This is a genomic window from Acinetobacter sp. YH12239 (assembly GCF_013417635.1).
Taxonomy (GTDB): domain Bacteria; phylum Pseudomonadota; class Gammaproteobacteria; order Pseudomonadales; family Moraxellaceae; genus Acinetobacter.
The window spans coordinates 307239-324037 of sequence record NZ_VPDP01000003.1 but is presented as its reverse complement, the minus strand read 5'-3'; the positions used below and the strand labels follow the sequence as shown (position 1 = coordinate 324037).

Genomic DNA, 16799 nt, shown 5'->3' with positions numbered 1-16799 from the left:
CTCAATTACTTCTTAGATGCTTCAATAAGTTCGATGAAATGATCGAACAATGGTGCGCAGTCATGTGGACCTGGGCTTGCTTCTGGGTGACCTTGGAAACTAAACGCAGGCTTATCTGTACGATGAATCCCTTGAAGAGTTTGATCGAACAATGATTTGTGCGTCGCTTTAAGGTTTGCAGGTAAAGTTTCTGCATCCACTGCGAAGCCATGGTTTTGAGAAGTAATCATCACTGTACCATCTTCGATGTTTTGTACAGGATGGTTCGCACCATGGTGACCATGAGGCATTTTCACCGTTTTAGCGCCAGAAGCGAGGGCAAGAATTTGGTGACCCAAGCAAATACCAAATACAGGTACGTTACGAGCGTCTTCAACAATTGTTTTTACAGCTTCAATTGCATAGTCACATGCTGCAGGATCGCCAGGACCATTCGATAAGAATACGCCATCTGGATTTAGAGCAAGAACTTTTTCAGCAGGAGTTTGTGCGGGCACGACAGTTAATTTACAACCGCGGTCTGCGAGCATACGTAAGATGTTGGTTTTGACACCATAATCATATGCAACAACATGGAATTTTGCTTCTGGTTGGGAGAAACCTTGACCTAATTTCCAAGAACCTTCAGTCCATTCGAAACCGTTTGGATCACAGCATTCTTTCGCAAGATCTAAACCATTCAGACCGCCGAATGCACGAGCTTTTTCTAAAGCTTCTTCTTCTGTAATATTTTCACCAGCTAAGATACAACCGTTTTGTGCACCTTTAGCACGTAAAATACGTGTCAGTTTACGTGTATCAATGTCAGCGATAGCGACAACATTGTGAGATTTTAAGTATTCGCCTAAAGATTGCGTAGATCGGAAGTTGCTGTGCAATAAAGGTAGGTCACGAATGATCAATCCGTTTGCCCATACTTTATGAATTCGACCTGACTCAGCGTCTTCATCATTACAACCTGTGTTACCAATGTGTGGATAGGTAAGCGTAACAAGTTGTTGTGCATAACTTGGGTCAGTCAAAATTTCTTGATAGCCAGTCATGGCAGTGTTGAAAACGACTTCACCAGTCGTACTACCCGATGCACCGATTGACGTTCCTTTAAAGATCGTACCATCGGCAAGGGCTAAAATTGCTGGGGTGCTCAAACCAAAGCTCCTGAAATTTAGGCTGTAAAAAAGCGAGTAGACGAAAAAAAAGGAAGGCTACTTTAAAACCCACCCTCCTTACATCTGCTCGCTTGAACTTAACACGGCATTATACGCAAACACCTTGATAAAGTCCACGTAAATAAACCTGAATTCGTCATATATATACCTTGTAATTTGTTTAAAAGTCTGCTTTTTAAACTTTGGACAAAAGTCTAAGAATGTAAGAATTGTTTAATAATTCAAAAGTTAAGTTTTATCACGATGTATCAAAATTTATGTAGACTTGCAATTAATAAGCTAAGTTTATGAAACAGAATAACAAAGCTTCTAAAAAGCTCATCCGTTAAATAGAACAAATGTTGAAGTTGCTCAAAATGCTTCTTAAAAATTCGAAAAAAGTGCTGATTAGGTTTATTTACAAGTATTTTAGAAAGGATCAGTTAAATATGGAAAATAAACTTAAAAGTTGCGTTGCTTGTTAAAAATGTGCGTTCAATTATTCAGAGAGAAAATTGGTACTTAGAATGATGGGATCTACAATTAAACCGATCGAACTTTAAGAGATTTGATGTTGCTTCAGTGTTTGTGAAGAAATATTTACGAGCAGATTTGGCTGTTCGGGTGATTAAGGACAATTCTGAAATTTAGAGATGTGTATCAGCAATTACGAATATCTGTAGAGTTAACATGCTGAGATCAGTTGTACAAAACTTTTTTCAAAGAGAGGTTGGAAGACTCTACAACTATAGAGCTTAAATATTGGGGGTAAAAAAATAGTGAGATTAAATCTCACTATTTTTTAAAACTGATGCAACCAATCGCGCTTGTTATGGAAGTCAGCCTCAGGACTACTATGCTGCATCGCATAATAATGTTTAGCTTGCGGTGTGTTTAATACAGCGGATAAGCCAATAAAAATATCCTGCCATTTCAATTTATGTTTTAACATAAACTCCGTTAAATCAAGGCTCACATTTAAACCATAGTGCGTCTTTTTGAGTGAGTTCAGTTCTATGTCATAAGCTGCTTGTGGTGGCATATCTTCAGGGTAGCGATACTCTTCAAATTGATACGCTTGCCAAGCTTGAGAAGGGGAGAGATTGACTTCACGATAAAAGTCCTGATCTTTCACCCCAATGAAAATTTCAAAGCAGGTTTCTTCCCACAGAAAATCTCGTCGTGGATGACCAGCTACAATTTCTGGATAAACTAAGTATTGATTTGGGTCACGTAACCAATAGCCCACATTTAGTGTGTATGGACTCACTTGTTCAATTGCACCAACCAGGGAGATATCAAAGTAACGGTCAAAAGAATTTAGTTCGTAACTTGCCATTCAATGCAACTCAAATTAATTAGAAAGATGCGCGTGGCGAACAAGATTTGAAAGTTTAGGATTTTGTTTTGCCGCTTTCTTGTATAAAAGTGCAATTTTTCCAATGGTTTGAACAACTTCTGCACCAGTAACTTCGGCGATTTCAGTAATGACAGCTGCGCGAGCATCACGATCTTCACCGCCAATTTTTACTTTAATTAACTCATGATCATTTAAAGCACGTTGAGTTTCTTCAATGACATTTTCAGTTAAACCTTGACCACCTAACATTACCACTGGGTTAAGTGCATGTCCGATTTGACGCAAACGTTTGCGTTCCTGAATTGATAAAGCCGCCATAAAGATAACCTAATTTTAAAAACGACTTAGTATAGCAAATCAAGAGATCAAACGCTTATGTTTCTCAGAAATAATCGATCAACTTAAATCAAAAAAACCTAACCGATAATCTTGAATTAGATACAGATGAATACTGCAAGGGGGATAAAATTCACGTACAATAAAAAGTTAGAAGATTATGTGTATTTAAAGAGTTATGGCAACACGCATTACCAATCAGAAGTTATCCAAAAGTAGTCGTGCGTGGATGAGAGAGCATTTAGATGACCCGTTTGTGAAAAAAGCACAAAAGGAAGGTTATCGTGCGCGTGCTGCATATAAATTGCTTGAAATCCAAGAGAAATACAAAATCATTAAACCTGGTATGACTGTTGTGGACCTTGGTGCTGCACCTGGTAGTTGGTCCCAGATCGCCGGAAAATTAGTGGGTGATAAAGGTTTAGTGATCGCATCAGATATTTTGGAAATGGATGCACTTCCAGATGTGACGTTCCTGCAAGGAGACTTTCGAGAAGAGGAAGTTTTCGAAAAATTGTTAAATATTTTAAATGGACGAACTGTAGACGTTGTAATTTCAGATATGGCCCCCAATACATCAGGTAATAAGGCCGTTGATCAACCTCGACAAATTTATTTGTGTGAACTTGCATTAGACTTTGCCAATAAAGTTTTAGGTCCGAAAGGACAGTTTGTTGTTAAAGTATTCCAAGGAACAGGTTTTGACGAATTCCGTAAGGAAGTTGTAGACAGTTTTGAGGTATTAAAAACTGCAAAGCCTGCTGCCTCGCGTGCTCGTTCGAAGGAAGTTTTTTTAATTGGACAGGGCCGTAAAAAGAATTCGCAATAAAGTGACTTGCCAAGTCGCTAAAAAATGTGCATTTTGTACCTTTTGAATATTTTATTGCGAAATTGATTTACTCGCTTTTTGTTAAAGGTCACCCAATTTTGGGCATGATCAAATTAGATTGATATGGGAATAAAGCTTTGAGCGATCTCTTTAAGAATGCCGTTTTATGGCTTGTTATACTTGGTGTGCTGATATTAATTTTCAGCAACATTAGTGACCGTGATAAGCCTGCTGCATTGAACTATTCAGAATTTGTTGCAGCGGTTAATGCTGGTCAAATTAAACAAGTTACCATTGACGGTGAACGAATTAGTGGCGAAAAAGTAAATGGTTCTCCATTTGAGAGTATTCGTCCTGCGGTTCAAGATCCTGAGTTAATGCCGAATCTCATCAAAAATAATGTCGTTGTTGAGGGTACTGCTCCGCAACGTCAAGGTTTATTGATGCAGCTTTTGATCGCAAGCTTTCCAGTACTTTTAATCATTTTGTTATTCATGTTCTTTATGCGCAACATGGGTGGCGGTGCTGGTGGTAAAAACGGCCCGATGAGTTTTGGTAAGTCAAAAGCAAAAATGCTTTCAGAAGATCAAATCAAAGTCACTTTCACAGATGTTGCGGGTTGTGACGAAGCGAAACAAGAAGTCGTTGAAATTGTTGATTTCTTGAAAGATCCAACAAAGTTTAAGCGTCTTGGTGCGAGCATTCCTCGTGGTGTCCTGATGGTAGGTCCACCGGGCACAGGTAAAACTTTACTTGCGAAAGCGATTGCTGGAGAGGCTAAGGTTCCATTCTTTAGTATCTCAGGTTCAGACTTCGTAGAAATGTTCGTTGGTGTTGGTGCATCACGTGTACGTGATATGTTTGAGCAAGCGAAACGCCATGCGCCGTGTATCATTTTCATTGATGAGATTGATGCGGTGGGTCGTCACCGTGGTTCAGGTACTGGTGGTGGTCATGATGAGCGCGAACAAACCTTGAACCAGATGTTGGTAGAGATGGATGGTTTCGAAGGCAATGAAGGTATCATCGTTATTGCTGCGACTAACCGTGCTGACGTGCTAGATAAAGCTTTACTTCGTCCGGGACGTTTCGACCGTCAAGTGATGGTTGGACTTCCAGATATTAAAGGTCGTGAGCAAATCCTGAATGTGCATTTGAAAAAATTACCTTCAGTGACTGGTGTAGATGTCAAAGTATTGGCACGTGGTACTCCAGGGTTCTCTGGTGCGCAATTGGCAAACTTAGTCAATGAAGCTGCATTATTTGCTGCACGTCGTAATAAAAATACGGTCGATATGCATGATTTTGAAGATGCAAAAGATAAGCTTTATATGGGGCCAGAGCGTAAATCAATGGTTCTTCGTGAAGAAGAGCGTCGCGCAACGGCTTATCATGAAGCAGGTCATGCGATTGTAGCTGAAATGCTTCCAGGCACAGACCCAGTACATAAAGTCACGATCATGCCACGTGGTTGGGCATTAGGTGTAACTTGGCAGCTTCCAGAGTTTGATCAAACCAGTCATTACAAAGACAAAATGTTGAATGAGCTTTCTATTCTGTTTGGTGGTCGTATTGCAGAAGAAATTTTCATTAATCAGATGTCGACTGGGGCTTCTAACGACTTTGAGCGTGCAACAAAAATGGCGCGTGCAATGGTGACCAAGTACGGTATGTCTGACAAGATGGGTGTCATGGTTTATGAAGAAGATGCTCAACAGTCATTTATGGGTAGTCTAGGTGGTCGTACTATTTCTGAAACGACTCAACTTGAAGTTGATCGTGAAATTCGCCGTATCCTAGATGAGCAGTACAAAGTTGCACGTGATATCTTAGAAAATAATAAAGATATTGCCCATGCGATGGTAAAAGCTTTGCTTGAGTGGGAAACGATTGATCGTGATCAAATCCGTGACATTATGGAAGGTCGTGAACCTCAACCACCTAAGGTATATGTGGCTGAGAATCCAATCGTAGATGTAACCCCTACAGATGGTCCTTCAACGCCTCCACCGTTACCTGCAAGCTAAAATGAAGGAGCCTCTTATGAGGCTCTTTTTTTTGTGTTGAAATTATCCCTCATGTTTAAATTTTACTTGATATCATGTGAATGGATTTTCTAGGGACATCAATATGCAACTTATCTCTTTGCCTAATCAGATTCTTAAATGTGGAGCATTGGAACTTGATCTATCAAAGCCTCATGTAATGGGTGTGTTAAATGTAACGCCAGATTCGTTTAGTGATGGTGGTAAGCACAATAGTGTAGATGCGGCACTAGAGAGAGCAAAGCAAATGATTGCTGAAGGGGTGAGTGTTATTGATGTTGGTGGTGAGTCAACTCGCCCTGGCGCATCTGCTGTTGATGTTCAGGATGAAATAGATCGTGTAGTTCCGGTCGTCGAAGCGGTGTCAAAATTGAATGTTGTGATCTCAATCGACACTTCACAACCAGAAGTGATTAAAAAGGCGGTTAAAGCTGGAGCGCATATTTGGAATGATGTCAGAGCTTTAACAAAGCCACATGCTTTAGAAACAGCTGCGGAATTAGATATTCCAGTCATTATCATGCATATGCGTGGTGAGCCAACCACAATGAACCAGTTGGATCAATATGATGATATTACTTTAGATGTGATCTCAGAATTGCAAACTCGATTAGATGCAGCATTAAATGCGGGAATTAAACCTGAAAATATCATGATTGATCCGGGTTTCGGATTTGCAAAAAATGCACATCAAAACCTGAAATTATTAAAAGAGTTGTATAAATTAAATGAGTTGGGATATCCAATACTTTCTGCATTATCTCGTAAGCGATTTATTGGTGAAGCTTTAGGTGGTGTACCTGCCCATGAACGTGCAGTGGGTTCGGTGACGGGGCATCTGTTAAGCATACAGCAAGGAGCATGTATGGTCAGAGCACATGATGTAAAAGAAATGGTGCAAGCTATACAAATTTGGACAGCAATGAATAGTGTCAGTTAAATTAAAGGGTGATTTAAGGTATTTAAAATCATCAATGAAAATATTGGCTTAGTTATACTTTGACTCAAAGTGAGATTTACTCCTCGTTTTTATTGTTGGTTTAATGTCTAGCTTGTGTTATATAAGCTCGGTTTTTGTTAATGCTATTACTTGAGCTTTAATATGTTGAATGATGTACTTCTCCCGATGTTCGACGATGAATATTATCCTGATATTCTTGTGGCTGAAATTCAGCAACTCATTGAAAAATTCTCAAAGAAGGTATCTAAGGTGAATTCCGATGCTGAGATTTATCAAATCGCCAATGATATTGTGTCGGAAATTAATGAGATGAAACCTCAGTTCGAAGATCTTGACTCATCTCTTGATGATGCAGCAGCAGACTATATTGCTGAGGCAATGATGATGGTCGTTCAGGAAGAGGGATTCTTAGATATCGAAATGGAAGAACTTGTTTCAAATAGAGAGTGGTAAATCGCTCTCTATTTTTTTGTGTTGTTATTGTTGTGACTAAAAAACGCTAGGCATAAAAAAACCAGCTTACGCTGGGTTCTTTATTTACACCATTCTTCTCTATTAGAAGAATGGTGCCCGAGGCCAGACTCGAACTGGCACGCTTTGAGGGCGGGGGATTTTAAATCCCCTGTGTCTACCGATTTCACCACTCGGGCATGTGCGCAATAATAGAGGACACTTTTAAGCTTGGCAAGAGAAAATCGCATTATTTGCTTTCTTTTCAATCAACTTGCATTTATTAGATTAAAAAATATAACTTTTGGGGCGATGGTTTATGATATTTGGACATTAAATTGTCATCTGATTGCAATTTTAACTTCATAAATACGGTTTAAGTTCGAAGTTAAAATAACTCGCCAATTCGTAAATAAAATGAAAAATAAAATCTCAAGACGCGCATTAATTAAAAATTCATTGGCTGGATTAGGTGCGATTTCACTACCTGTTTCGATTACAGCATGTAATGGCGATGGTCAAACCAGCAATGAGCATAAAGTTGAATTTTTGCATGGAGTGGCGAGTGGAGATCCATTACAGGATCGAATAATTCTTTGGTCGCGAATAACACCTACAGATCTGACGAAAACATATGAATTATATTGGGAAACTGCACTTGATGAGAATTTTTCGAATATCGTGCAGATGGGGAAAATCAAGACTTCTGCTGCTAAAGACTTTTGCTTGAAAGTCGATGTGCTTAATTTGAGTGCCGATACTCGCTATCATTACCGATTTAAATATGGGCAGATATATTCTCCAATTGGTCGTACGAAGACCTTAGCAACCAAGACCAATGCGGTTAACTTTGCCGTATGCTCATGCTCAAATTATCCAGCTGGTTATTTTTATGTGTACCGTGAAATTGCGAAGCAGGACGTGGATGCTGTGCTGCATCTGGGCGACTATATTTACGAATATGGCAAAGATGGATATGCAACTGAACAAGCCGAAAAGCTTGGTAGAACACTCGATGTGGATAATCAAAACGAGATTTACCGTCTAGAAGATTATCGAAAACGTTATGCAAAATATCGAACAGACCCTGATTTACAAGCGGTTCATCAACGTCATCCATTTATTTTGATTTGGGATGATCATGAGCTGACAAATGATGCATGGCGAGCTGGTGCGCAGAATCATCAACCTGATCTCGAGGGGGATTTCGTAGTACGAAGAACAGCAGCCCTAACCGCTTATTTTGAATGGATGCCAATTCGCGAAAAAAGCAACAACGATATTCTTAATATTTATCGTCAGTTTAATTTTGGTGATTTAGTTCAACTTAATATGCTAGATACACGTATGTTGGCACGAGATGAGCAACTGGCTTTTGCTTCATTTATGGATGGTGAAGATCTAAATGTTGAGCAATTTAGATCGGCATTATTGAATGAGCAGCGACAGCTAATAGGGATAGATCAGTTAAATTGGTTGGCGAATAGTCTGCAGAGCTCTCGCGCAATATGGAGTGTATTGGGTCAGCAAGTATTGATGGCGAAAATGTTGGTACCTGTTGAGGTATTACAAATATTAAATGTTGCCAAAAGCGGCATGGTAGATGGCAACTTTTTAATTGAAGCTCAAAAACGTCTCATGGAGTTGGTCGCGATTAAGTTGCGTTATAAAAATAATGATCCGAGCTTAACTGACGCTGAATTATCAAGAATACTAACCGTGATTCCTTATAATTTAGACGCTTGGGATGGTTACTATGCTGAGCGTGAGCGTGTTTATGCTTTGTATGAGCAGTATCAGAAGAAAGTTGTTGTGTTGGCTGGAGATACCCATAATGCGTGGGAGTCTGCATTACATCAACAAAATGGTGAGAAGGTGGGGATTGAATTAGCAACAAGTTCAGTTTCTTCACCAGGTATGGAGAAATATCTCAATTTACCTGAGAACTTAATGCAACAATTTGAACAAGTGTTTATCCAATTGATTGATGAATTAAGCTTTTGTAATTTGAATCAACGAGGCTATTTAAAATTGAGCTTTGATTCTACGCAATTGAGTGCAGATTGGTTGTTTTTAACAGATATTCATTCACAGGAGTATCGAGTTGATCAACTCAGATTGCACTCGACCACGTATGATACCAATTTGAATATAATTAAAGTAATGCAGCAAGCAAGTTGATCGTAGCGCTACATGATGCTATCGATATATTTTTCAATATCGGTATGCTTGTAGCGCATACACAATTTGTTTTCATAGTTCATCAAATGAACATAAAGTTGTGCATTTTTTTGTTTTTGTTCAATCAGTAATTGATGCTGCTTTGAGTTTTTCGATGAAAAGATTAGTTTTAAGTAAAGCTTAAAATTTTGTTTATAACTCCAGAAAGCCACTCTACGAATTTCTTGAATGTAGTAATAGTTTTCTTTAGAAGTATTTTCTCGGAATAAATTCTCTTTATAAAATTTAACGAAACCAAAATTCATAGCGAAATAAAACAAAATTCCCTGTAAGAACCAACTTTCCATAAAAGCGATATTTAAACTTTGTAAAAGAATGAGGATGGTCAGTTTGAATGGGGTATTTTTAAGTTGCTGGTAAGTTGAGATACTACTGTGCTTGATCTGTTTGAGGATGATTGGCGTAATCAGCATAAAAAATAACATGATACACAACACAGCACTCCCACCAGATTGAAAGCCTTCTAAAAAAATAATGTGTTGTTTAAGCAAAAGGGTTAACAAATATGAGCAAGGAAGGAAAATCATTAATGCAAGTGCAAGCGGGATCAGTTCTTTACGCTCATCTAGAATCCCTTTGGTCTTTAACTGACTATAGAGCAAGAAGTTTTTTTTAAACGCTTGAGGGTATTGTTGTTTTAGTTCTTGAAGATATTGAGCAACTTGCTGATTTTGATTCATTTGAATATGAAATTCTGAAGATGAGTGATTATAGCAGATGAGTTTAAAGAAAATGCAGACATAAAAAAACCAGCTTACGCTGGGTTCTTTATTTACACCATTATTCGCTATTGGAAGAATGGTGCCCGAGGCCAGACTCGAACTGGCACGCTTTGTGGGCGGGGGATTTTAAATCCCCTGTGTCTACCGATTTCACCACTCGGGCTTAACAAGATGGAGGCGGAGGTCGGAATCGAACCGGCGTACACGGAGTTGCAGTCCGCTGCATGACCACTCTGCCACCCCGCCATGTCTTGTTGATGCGTATATTAACAAGCTCTGAAAAAAAAACAATAGTGCTTTTATTCGTATGTGCAGAAAAACAGCATATAACGGAAATTATTTAAAATATTCATGTAGAATGTGCGAAATTGATTCATATCAACACTTGGGAGATGTGCCGTGGCATTAGTTTTAGATGGTCGTGCATTGGCAAAACAAATTGAGGCTGATTTGTTAACTCGCGTAGAAGCGTTAAAAGCAAAATCAGGACGTACTCCAATTCTTGCGACGATTTTAGTAGGTGACGATGGTGCATCTGCAACTTATGTGCGTATGAAGGGTAATGCATGCCGCCGTGTTGGTATGGATTCACTTAAAGTTGAACTACCAAAAGAAACGACGACAGAACAATTGCTTGCTGAAATTGAAAAACTCAATGCAAATCCTGATGTTCACGGTATTCTTTTACAACATCCAGTACCTGCGCAAATTGATGAGCGAGCGTGTTTTGATGCGATCTCACTTGAAAAAGATGTGGATGGTGTTACTTGCCTTGGTTATGGTCGTATGGCAATGGGTGAAGCGGCTTACGGTTCTGCGACACCTGCAGGTATTATGACGATTCTGAAAGAAAACAACATCGAAATCGCAGGTAAGCATGCGGTTGTTGTAGGTCGTTCTGCAATTTTGGGTAAACCAATGGCAGCTATGCTTCTCGAGGCGAATGCTACTGTAACGATTTGTCACTCTCGAACACAAGACCTTGCTAGCTTTGTGAAGCAAGCGGATATCATTGTGGGTGCAGTGGGTAAAGCTGAATTGATTCAAAAAGATTGGATTAAACCTGGTGCAGTAGTTGTTGATGCTGGTTTCCATCCACGTGATGGCGGTGGTGTGGGCGATATTCAACTTGTTGGTATTGAAGACATTGCTTCAGCTTACACACCAGTACCGGGTGGTGTAGGTCCAATGACAATCACAACGTTGATTCGTCAAACTGTAGAAGCGGCTGAGAAAGCACTAGGTTAATATTATCTCCCTCTCTTGCGCCATATACGGTTCAGGGAGAGTGTCGGGGTGAGGGTATTGAGTTGGATAAATCCTCTCCCTAGCCCTCTCCTTTAAAAAAGGAGAGGGAACTCTCTTTATTAATTTAGGTTTCGTATTTGAAACTCAAATTTTGCATTTTTAAAAATAAAATCCAATGAGCTGTACTTTCCAATTTCCTAAAGCGCCTGAACATTTACTAAAAGCCTTACATGATGTGATTCCACATTGTGAACTTCATGCACAGCAACTGCCTGATACACCAATTTCACTTTGGCTCATTCCACCCGTTTTTCCAACCGATAAGCTAGATGATGAAGTTATTCGTCGTATTTGGAATGATACGCCATATTGGATTTTCTGTTGGGCATCAGGTTTAGCAATGTCACAATGGTTATTGGCTGAACCGCATCATGTGAAAGACAAAGTGGTTTTAGACTTTGGCGCAGGTTCAGGCGTAGTTGCGATTGCGGCGAAAATGGCTGGGGCAAAACGTGTCATTTGTTGTGACATTGATCAAGTTAGTTTGGATGCGTGTCGTGCCAATGCTGAATTGAATGATGTTGAGCTTGAATATTTGGATGACTTATATAAAGCTGAGCAGGTTGATATCTTGTTGGCGGCTGATGTGTTGTATGACCAGTGCAATCGTTTCTTCTTAGATGAGTTTTTAAAATTTGCACCTGAGGTGTGGGTGGCGGATAGTCGTGTAAAAAACTTTAGTCATCCGAAGTATGAAAAGCTTGATGAACGCAGTGCAACGACATGGCCAGACTTGGATGAGTCACCTGAATTTAGAAATGTCAGTTTTTATAAGACACTCAATGAAGTACATTGAGTGTCTTAAGTTTAGAGTGTGCAGTTAAAGCGAACCACTTGTAAGAGACTAGGCTTAGTTTCTAAAGAAAGACGTGTATTGTAGTCTTCATTGCTGTATAGACTTTGAGTGTTTGAGAGTCCAAAAGATGTTCGTGATTGGCCAATTTGAACCTGTTGAGTTTCTTGAGTTTTATAATTGGGATTAGCAATTTCATTTACACTCAAAATGGTAGTTTTATACTGTTGAGTATGTCCTAAAACTTGTTGGCAAGTGCGTTGCAATTTGTGTTCATCAATATTTTGGTTGGCACGTGCAGAGAGGGTATACGAAATAGTGGCAGAATTCTCTGATTTATTTTCAATTTGATATCCTGTAGCTCCATTGTGCTGTCGCGGAACAGATTGACAGGCTGTAAGCATAAGGGCGATGAAACAAGAGCCAATCATTTCTATTTTTTTCATTATTCGATCCTAATAAGCTGTTTAAATCAGTATGCCATAAGTGTGACAACTTATTGGTACTAATAAACGTTACTAAATACACTTTATTCAGTTTGTTTGAAGTAAAAAAAAGGTCACCGAAGTGACCTTTTTTCTCATCATGCTTAAGCAGATTTAACCGCTTCTAAAAGCTCAGCTTGACGTTTTTTCAACGCTTCTGGTAAACGATCACCAAGTTTGTTGAATAATTCAGTGTGGCTTTCAAGTTCTTTGATCCATTGATCTTTGTCTTGAGAAGTCACAAGGTCAAATTGTTCTTTCGTAAAGTCAGAACCAGTCCAGTTCAACTGTTCGTATGTTGGAACACGACCAATTGGAGTTTCAACAGCGTCAGCACGACCTTCACAGCGATCGATAATCCACTCAAGAACACGCATGTTTTGACCGAAACCAGGCCATACAAAGTTGCCTTCAGCATCACGACGGAACCAGTTCACGTTGTAAATACCAGGAAGCTTGTTACCAGCAGCTGCAGCTTTCTCGCCAACTTTCTCACCCATTTCTAACCAATGCGTGAAGTAGTCAGCCATGTTGTAGCCAGCAAATGGAAGCATCGCAAATGGATCGCGACGAACAATACCTTGTTGACCAACAGCAGCAGCAGTTGTTTCAGAGCCCATCGTTGCAGCTTTATAAACACCGTCAACCCAGTCAAATGCTTCTGAAATTAGAGGTACTGTGTCCGCACGGCGACCACCAAAGATGAACGCAGAGATTGGAACACCTGCTGGATTTTCCCAGTCAGCATCAATAGAAGGGCATTGACCAGCTGAAACTGTGAAACGCGCATTTGGATGAGCCGCTTTTTCTTCACCAGTGTGGGGTTGACCTTTCCAGTTAGTTAGGTTAGCAGGCGCTTCTTTAGAAAGACCTTCCCACCATACTTCACCGTTGTCAGTCACAGCAACGTTTGTATAGATCACGTCTTTATGAAGCGTAGCCATACAGTTCGGGTTCGTTTTCGTATTTGTACCAGGAGCTACACCGAAGAAACCTGCTTCAGGGTTGATTGCATATAAGCGACCATCTTCACCTGGTTTGATCCAAGCAATATCGTCACCTACAGTTTCAATCTTCCAACCTTCATAACCTGCTGGTGGAATTAACATTGCAAAGTTTGTTTTACCACAAGCAGATGGGAATGCAGCTGCGATGTAGTGTTTTTCGCCTTGTGGATTTGTCACGCCAAGGATGAGCATGTGTTCAGCTAACCAGCCTTGTTGACGACCCATGAATGATGCGATACGTAATGCTAAGCATTTTTTACCAAGCAATGCGTTACCACCATAACCAGAACCGAATGACCAAATTTCACGAGTTTCTGGATAGTGAACGATGTATTTTTCTTTGTTGCAAGGCCAAGCAACGTCTTTTTGACCTTCTTCCAATGGTGCACCTACAGTGTGTACACATGGAACAAATTCGCCATCAGTACCAAGAACGTCATAAACAGCTTTACCCATGCGAGCCATTTTAGACATGCTGACTGCAACATAAGGAGAGTCAGTAAGTTCGATACCAATGTGAGCAATATGAGAACCTAAAGGTCCCATAGAGAAAGGTACAACGTACAAAGTACGACCTTTCATAGAACCGTCAAATAAACCGTTTAATTTTTCACGCATAACCGCTGGAGCTTCCCAGTTGTTAGTTGCGCCAGCATCTTCTTTATTTTCAGAGCAGATAAAAGTACGGTCTTCAACACGAGCAACGTCAGAAGGATCAGAGTTTGCAAGATATGAACCAGGGTGCTTTTCTTGGTTAAGCGCTTGCATTGTGCCGTTAGCGATCATCAAGTCGATATAACGTTGATATTCTTCTGCGCTACCGTCACACCATTCAATTTTTGCTGGTTTTGTTAGTTTAGCAATCTCTTCCACCCAAGCAATAAGCTTAGGGTGACGAACGAATTCTGGTGCGTTCACTTGGGTCATGGTGAGGCCTATATCAAAAGTGTACAATGTGGTGTACAAATAATATCTAGATGCTGGTTTGCAGACTCTAGATTCAGTATGAAAAAAAGTGGCTGTATTAAAGCATATTTTCATAAAAAAAATAAGACCAAAGGCTTAAATACCGCTTAAGACTTAAATGGTATTAAGTTTATGTAATTATTAGATATTTTTTTAAAAAATGAATGATTTCTTTTTCATGTTTAATTTTTATGTTTAGTATTTTTGGTTAAAATATTTATATTAAACAATGTCTTGGTTAAATTTTGAGATCAATTCTCATCATCGAAAAATCAAATGAACGTCATTTAAAAATTACATAAATTGGCTTTTAATTGAGTAGTAAATAGACGAAATTTTAAAGTAATTCAATTTTTAAAGCCATAAAATGAATTCAATGCTTAAGCCTTTGTCTATGATTTTCAATGAAAAATCTGGATTTCATGCCACCAATAATGATCAAATTTATGAGCAACTCATGCGTTATTGGACAGATCTAGGTTTTGAAATACAAGTTTTTGATATTGCATCAGAAATGAGTATTCAAGCACTCATCAAAAAAGTTCATCTTCGACATTTAAATCACGATAATCAGGGGGTAATTGTGGTTGCTGGCGGGGATGGAACGCTAAATTCTGTGGCTAATTATTTATTACATCAAACCATTCCTTTGGCAATTTTACCTTTAGGGACATTCAATTATGTTGCACGGGTTTTAAATATTCCTTTAGATATTCTCGAAGCTGCAAAACTGGTGGTTGAAGGTAAGCCTAAAGCAGTGCATGTGGCAAAAATTAATGATGCTATTTATCTAAATAATGCGAGTTTGGGTCTTTATCCATTGTTTATTAAAAAAAGAGAGTTATATAACCAAAAACTAGGGCGTCTGCCATTACATGCCTATACTTCTGGCTTAGATGTGTTGATTCGTGATCGTAAAGAATTAAAGCTGGAAATTGAGGTGGATGGTGTGAATTATGCAGTTAAAACCCCTTTATTATTTTTAGGCAATAACCAACTTCAATTAAAAGAAATGAACCTCAATATCGCTAAAACGGCAGAAGAGGGTCGGGTTGCGGGAGTTGTACTTGCTCGGACGGATAAGCTGAGTATTTTTAAAACACTCATCCAACTCATTCGTGGAAAATTAGATCAGGCGGCAGACGTATATAGTTTTAGTGCGGATCATGTTCGAATACGTTCTCATCAAAAAAAGATAACCGTAGCAATCGATGGAGAAATTATTCAACTGGATTCACCATTAGATATCCATGTTGAAAGAAATGCACTGACCTTAATGGTGCCACAATGATTTTACATTTGTCTGATTTGCATTTTGGAACTGAGCAACAAGATTGCTTAGATGCAATTACTCACTTTGTTGCAGAACATTTGATCGAAGCTATTGTGGTCAGTGGTGATCTCACTCAAAGGGCAAGATTTTCACAGTTTTATCACTGCAAAAAATTTCTAGAAGAACTTAATCTTCCTTATATTGTGATTCCGGGTAATCACGATATTCCTTTGTTTCATTTATGGCGCAGATTTTTAAGTCCTTTTCATCGGTATAAGTTGTTTTTTGGTGAAATGGAACAGACCTTAGAAACTGAGCATTTTTATATTATAGGAATCAATACAATTCATCCTAAGTACCATACCAAAGGTCGTATTACTGAGTTTCAAATTCAGGAAATTGATCAAAAAATGAAATTGGCTCCTCAAGATAAATTAAAAATTCTGCTTACGCATCAACCTTTCTATAGTGGTGATCACGGTATAAATATGTCTAAAGATCGTCCTAAAAATACTGAAAAAGCCCTAAAGACATGGGCAAGCTCAGGGTTGAATGCAATTCTACATGGTCATTTACATGTATCTGCTGTTTATGATCTGAATAAGATTTTCCAACTCAATGCTCAACATCCAATATTGGATATTCATGCAGGTACCGCTACGTCACATCGTTTACATCATGACTTTTCTAATAGTTTTAATCTAATTGATGAAAAACTGAAGGTGCGTGAATATCGGTTTGATTCGAGATTCAAGAAATTTTATTTAGTTGCAAATTGGAATGAAGGCTAAATTATCGAAATGTCTAAAAAAAATACAAAAAAATAAATTTTTTTTCATTTTCCCCTTGAAGCAATTTTTTCCATCCCCACAAAA

15 protein-coding genes and 3 tRNA genes are annotated in these 16799 nt (G+C 38.9%); 9 read left to right on the top strand and 9 right to left on the bottom strand.

What is annotated here, in order from left to right; genetic code table 11:
* Positions 1-5 precede the first annotated feature (5 nt).
* From carA to yhbY, 3 genes are all read right to left on the bottom strand, one after another.
* Positions 6-1148 carry a glutamine-hydrolyzing carbamoyl-phosphate synthase small subunit gene (gene carA, locus FTV17_RS05720; protein ID WP_035266900.1) on the bottom strand — a complete coding sequence of 381 codons (1143 nt, stop codon included), beginning with the start codon at positions 1146-1148 and terminating at the stop codon, positions 6-8.
* Positions 1149-1950: 802 nt separating this feature from the next.
* Positions 1951-2487, bottom strand: coding sequence for a DOMON-like domain-containing protein (locus tag FTV17_RS05715; RefSeq protein WP_179998527.1), 537 nt, complete (start codon positions 2485-2487; stop codon positions 1951-1953).
* A gap of 15 nt (positions 2488-2502) precedes the next feature.
* Positions 2503-2826 carry a ribosome assembly RNA-binding protein YhbY gene (gene yhbY, locus FTV17_RS05710; RefSeq protein WP_035266903.1) on the bottom strand — a complete coding sequence of 108 codons (324 nt, stop codon included), beginning with the start codon at positions 2824-2826 and terminating at the stop codon, positions 2503-2505.
* Positions 2827-3022: 196 nt separating this feature from the next.
* Here yhbY and rlmE point away from each other — a divergent pair, with 196 nt between their 5' ends.
* The 4 genes from rlmE to FTV17_RS05690 all read left to right on the top strand — a co-directional run bounded on the left by rlmE (position 3023) and on the right by FTV17_RS05690 (position 7132).
* A complete protein-coding gene (rlmE, locus tag FTV17_RS05705; protein WP_179998526.1) occupies positions 3023-3673 on the top strand; it encodes a 23S rRNA (uridine(2552)-2'-O)-methyltransferase RlmE in 651 nt (216 codons plus the stop codon).
* Between the two features lie 137 nt (positions 3674-3810).
* Positions 3811-5700, top strand: a complete 1890-nt coding sequence (ftsH, locus tag FTV17_RS05700; RefSeq protein ID WP_035266907.1) for an ATP-dependent zinc metalloprotease FtsH — start codon at positions 3811-3813, stop codon at positions 5698-5700.
* Between the two features lie 103 nt (positions 5701-5803).
* Positions 5804-6658 carry a dihydropteroate synthase gene (gene folP, locus FTV17_RS05695; protein WP_179998525.1) on the top strand — a complete coding sequence of 285 codons (855 nt, stop codon included), beginning with the start codon at positions 5804-5806 and terminating at the stop codon, positions 6656-6658.
* 162 nt (positions 6659-6820) lie between these two features.
* Complete coding sequence (locus FTV17_RS05690; RefSeq protein WP_179998524.1) at positions 6821-7132, top strand: DUF5713 family protein; 312 nt, start codon at positions 6821-6823, stop codon at positions 7130-7132.
* Between the two features lie 111 nt (positions 7133-7243).
* Here the strand turns inward: FTV17_RS05690 and FTV17_RS05685 are convergent.
* A tRNA-Leu gene (locus FTV17_RS05685) sits at positions 7244-7329 on the bottom strand.
* Positions 7330-7546: 217 nt separating this feature from the next.
* On the opposite strand from FTV17_RS05685, the gene FTV17_RS05680 reads away from it, so the two are divergent.
* On the top strand, positions 7547-9310 hold the full coding sequence (locus FTV17_RS05680; RefSeq protein WP_179998523.1) for an alkaline phosphatase: 1764 nt from the start codon (positions 7547-7549) through the stop codon (positions 9308-9310).
* A gap of 8 nt (positions 9311-9318) precedes the next feature.
* On the opposite strand, the gene FTV17_RS05675 is transcribed toward FTV17_RS05680, so the two are convergent.
* The 3 genes from FTV17_RS05675 to FTV17_RS05665 form a co-directional block, all read right to left on the bottom strand.
* Entirely contained in the window at positions 9319-10050 is a 732-nt protein-coding gene (locus tag FTV17_RS05675; RefSeq protein WP_179998522.1) for a hypothetical protein, read from the bottom strand.
* Between the two features lie 119 nt (positions 10051-10169).
* A tRNA-Leu gene (locus FTV17_RS05670) sits at positions 10170-10255 on the bottom strand.
* A 9-nt stretch (positions 10256-10264) separates the two neighbouring features.
* Positions 10265-10338 (bottom strand) — tRNA-Cys (locus FTV17_RS05665).
* 153 nt (positions 10339-10491) lie between these two features.
* On the opposite strand from FTV17_RS05665, the gene folD reads away from it, so the two are divergent.
* Together folD and FTV17_RS05655 are read left to right on the top strand one after the other, a co-directional pair.
* Positions 10492-11340 (top strand): bifunctional methylenetetrahydrofolate dehydrogenase/methenyltetrahydrofolate cyclohydrolase FolD, encoded by an 849-nt coding sequence (folD, locus tag FTV17_RS05660; RefSeq protein ID WP_092765931.1) that lies wholly within the window; start codon positions 10492-10494, stop codon positions 11338-11340.
* A 175-nt stretch (positions 11341-11515) separates the two neighbouring features.
* Entirely contained in the window at positions 11516-12196 is a 681-nt protein-coding gene (locus FTV17_RS05655; RefSeq protein WP_179998521.1) for a methyltransferase, read from the top strand.
* Between the two features lie 11 nt (positions 12197-12207).
* On the opposite strand, the gene FTV17_RS05650 is transcribed toward FTV17_RS05655, so the two are convergent.
* Together FTV17_RS05650 and FTV17_RS05645 are read right to left on the bottom strand one after the other, a co-directional pair.
* A complete protein-coding gene (locus FTV17_RS05650; protein WP_179998520.1) occupies positions 12208-12639 on the bottom strand; it encodes a hypothetical protein in 432 nt (143 codons plus the stop codon).
* A gap of 143 nt (positions 12640-12782) precedes the next feature.
* Entirely contained in the window at positions 12783-14612 is a 1830-nt protein-coding gene (locus tag FTV17_RS05645; RefSeq protein ID WP_035266931.1) for a phosphoenolpyruvate carboxykinase (GTP), read from the bottom strand.
* Between the two features lie 406 nt (positions 14613-15018).
* On the opposite strand from FTV17_RS05645, the gene FTV17_RS05640 reads away from it, so the two are divergent.
* A complete protein-coding gene (locus tag FTV17_RS05640) occupies positions 15019-15942 on the top strand; it encodes a diacylglycerol kinase family protein (RefSeq protein WP_179998519.1) in 924 nt (307 codons plus the stop codon).
* Positions 15939-16715, top strand: a complete 777-nt coding sequence (locus FTV17_RS05635; RefSeq protein WP_179998518.1) for a metallophosphoesterase — start codon at positions 15939-15941, stop codon at positions 16713-16715. Before FTV17_RS05640 ends, FTV17_RS05635 begins: the two co-directional genes overlap by 4 nt.
* Positions 16716-16799 lie beyond the last annotated feature (84 nt).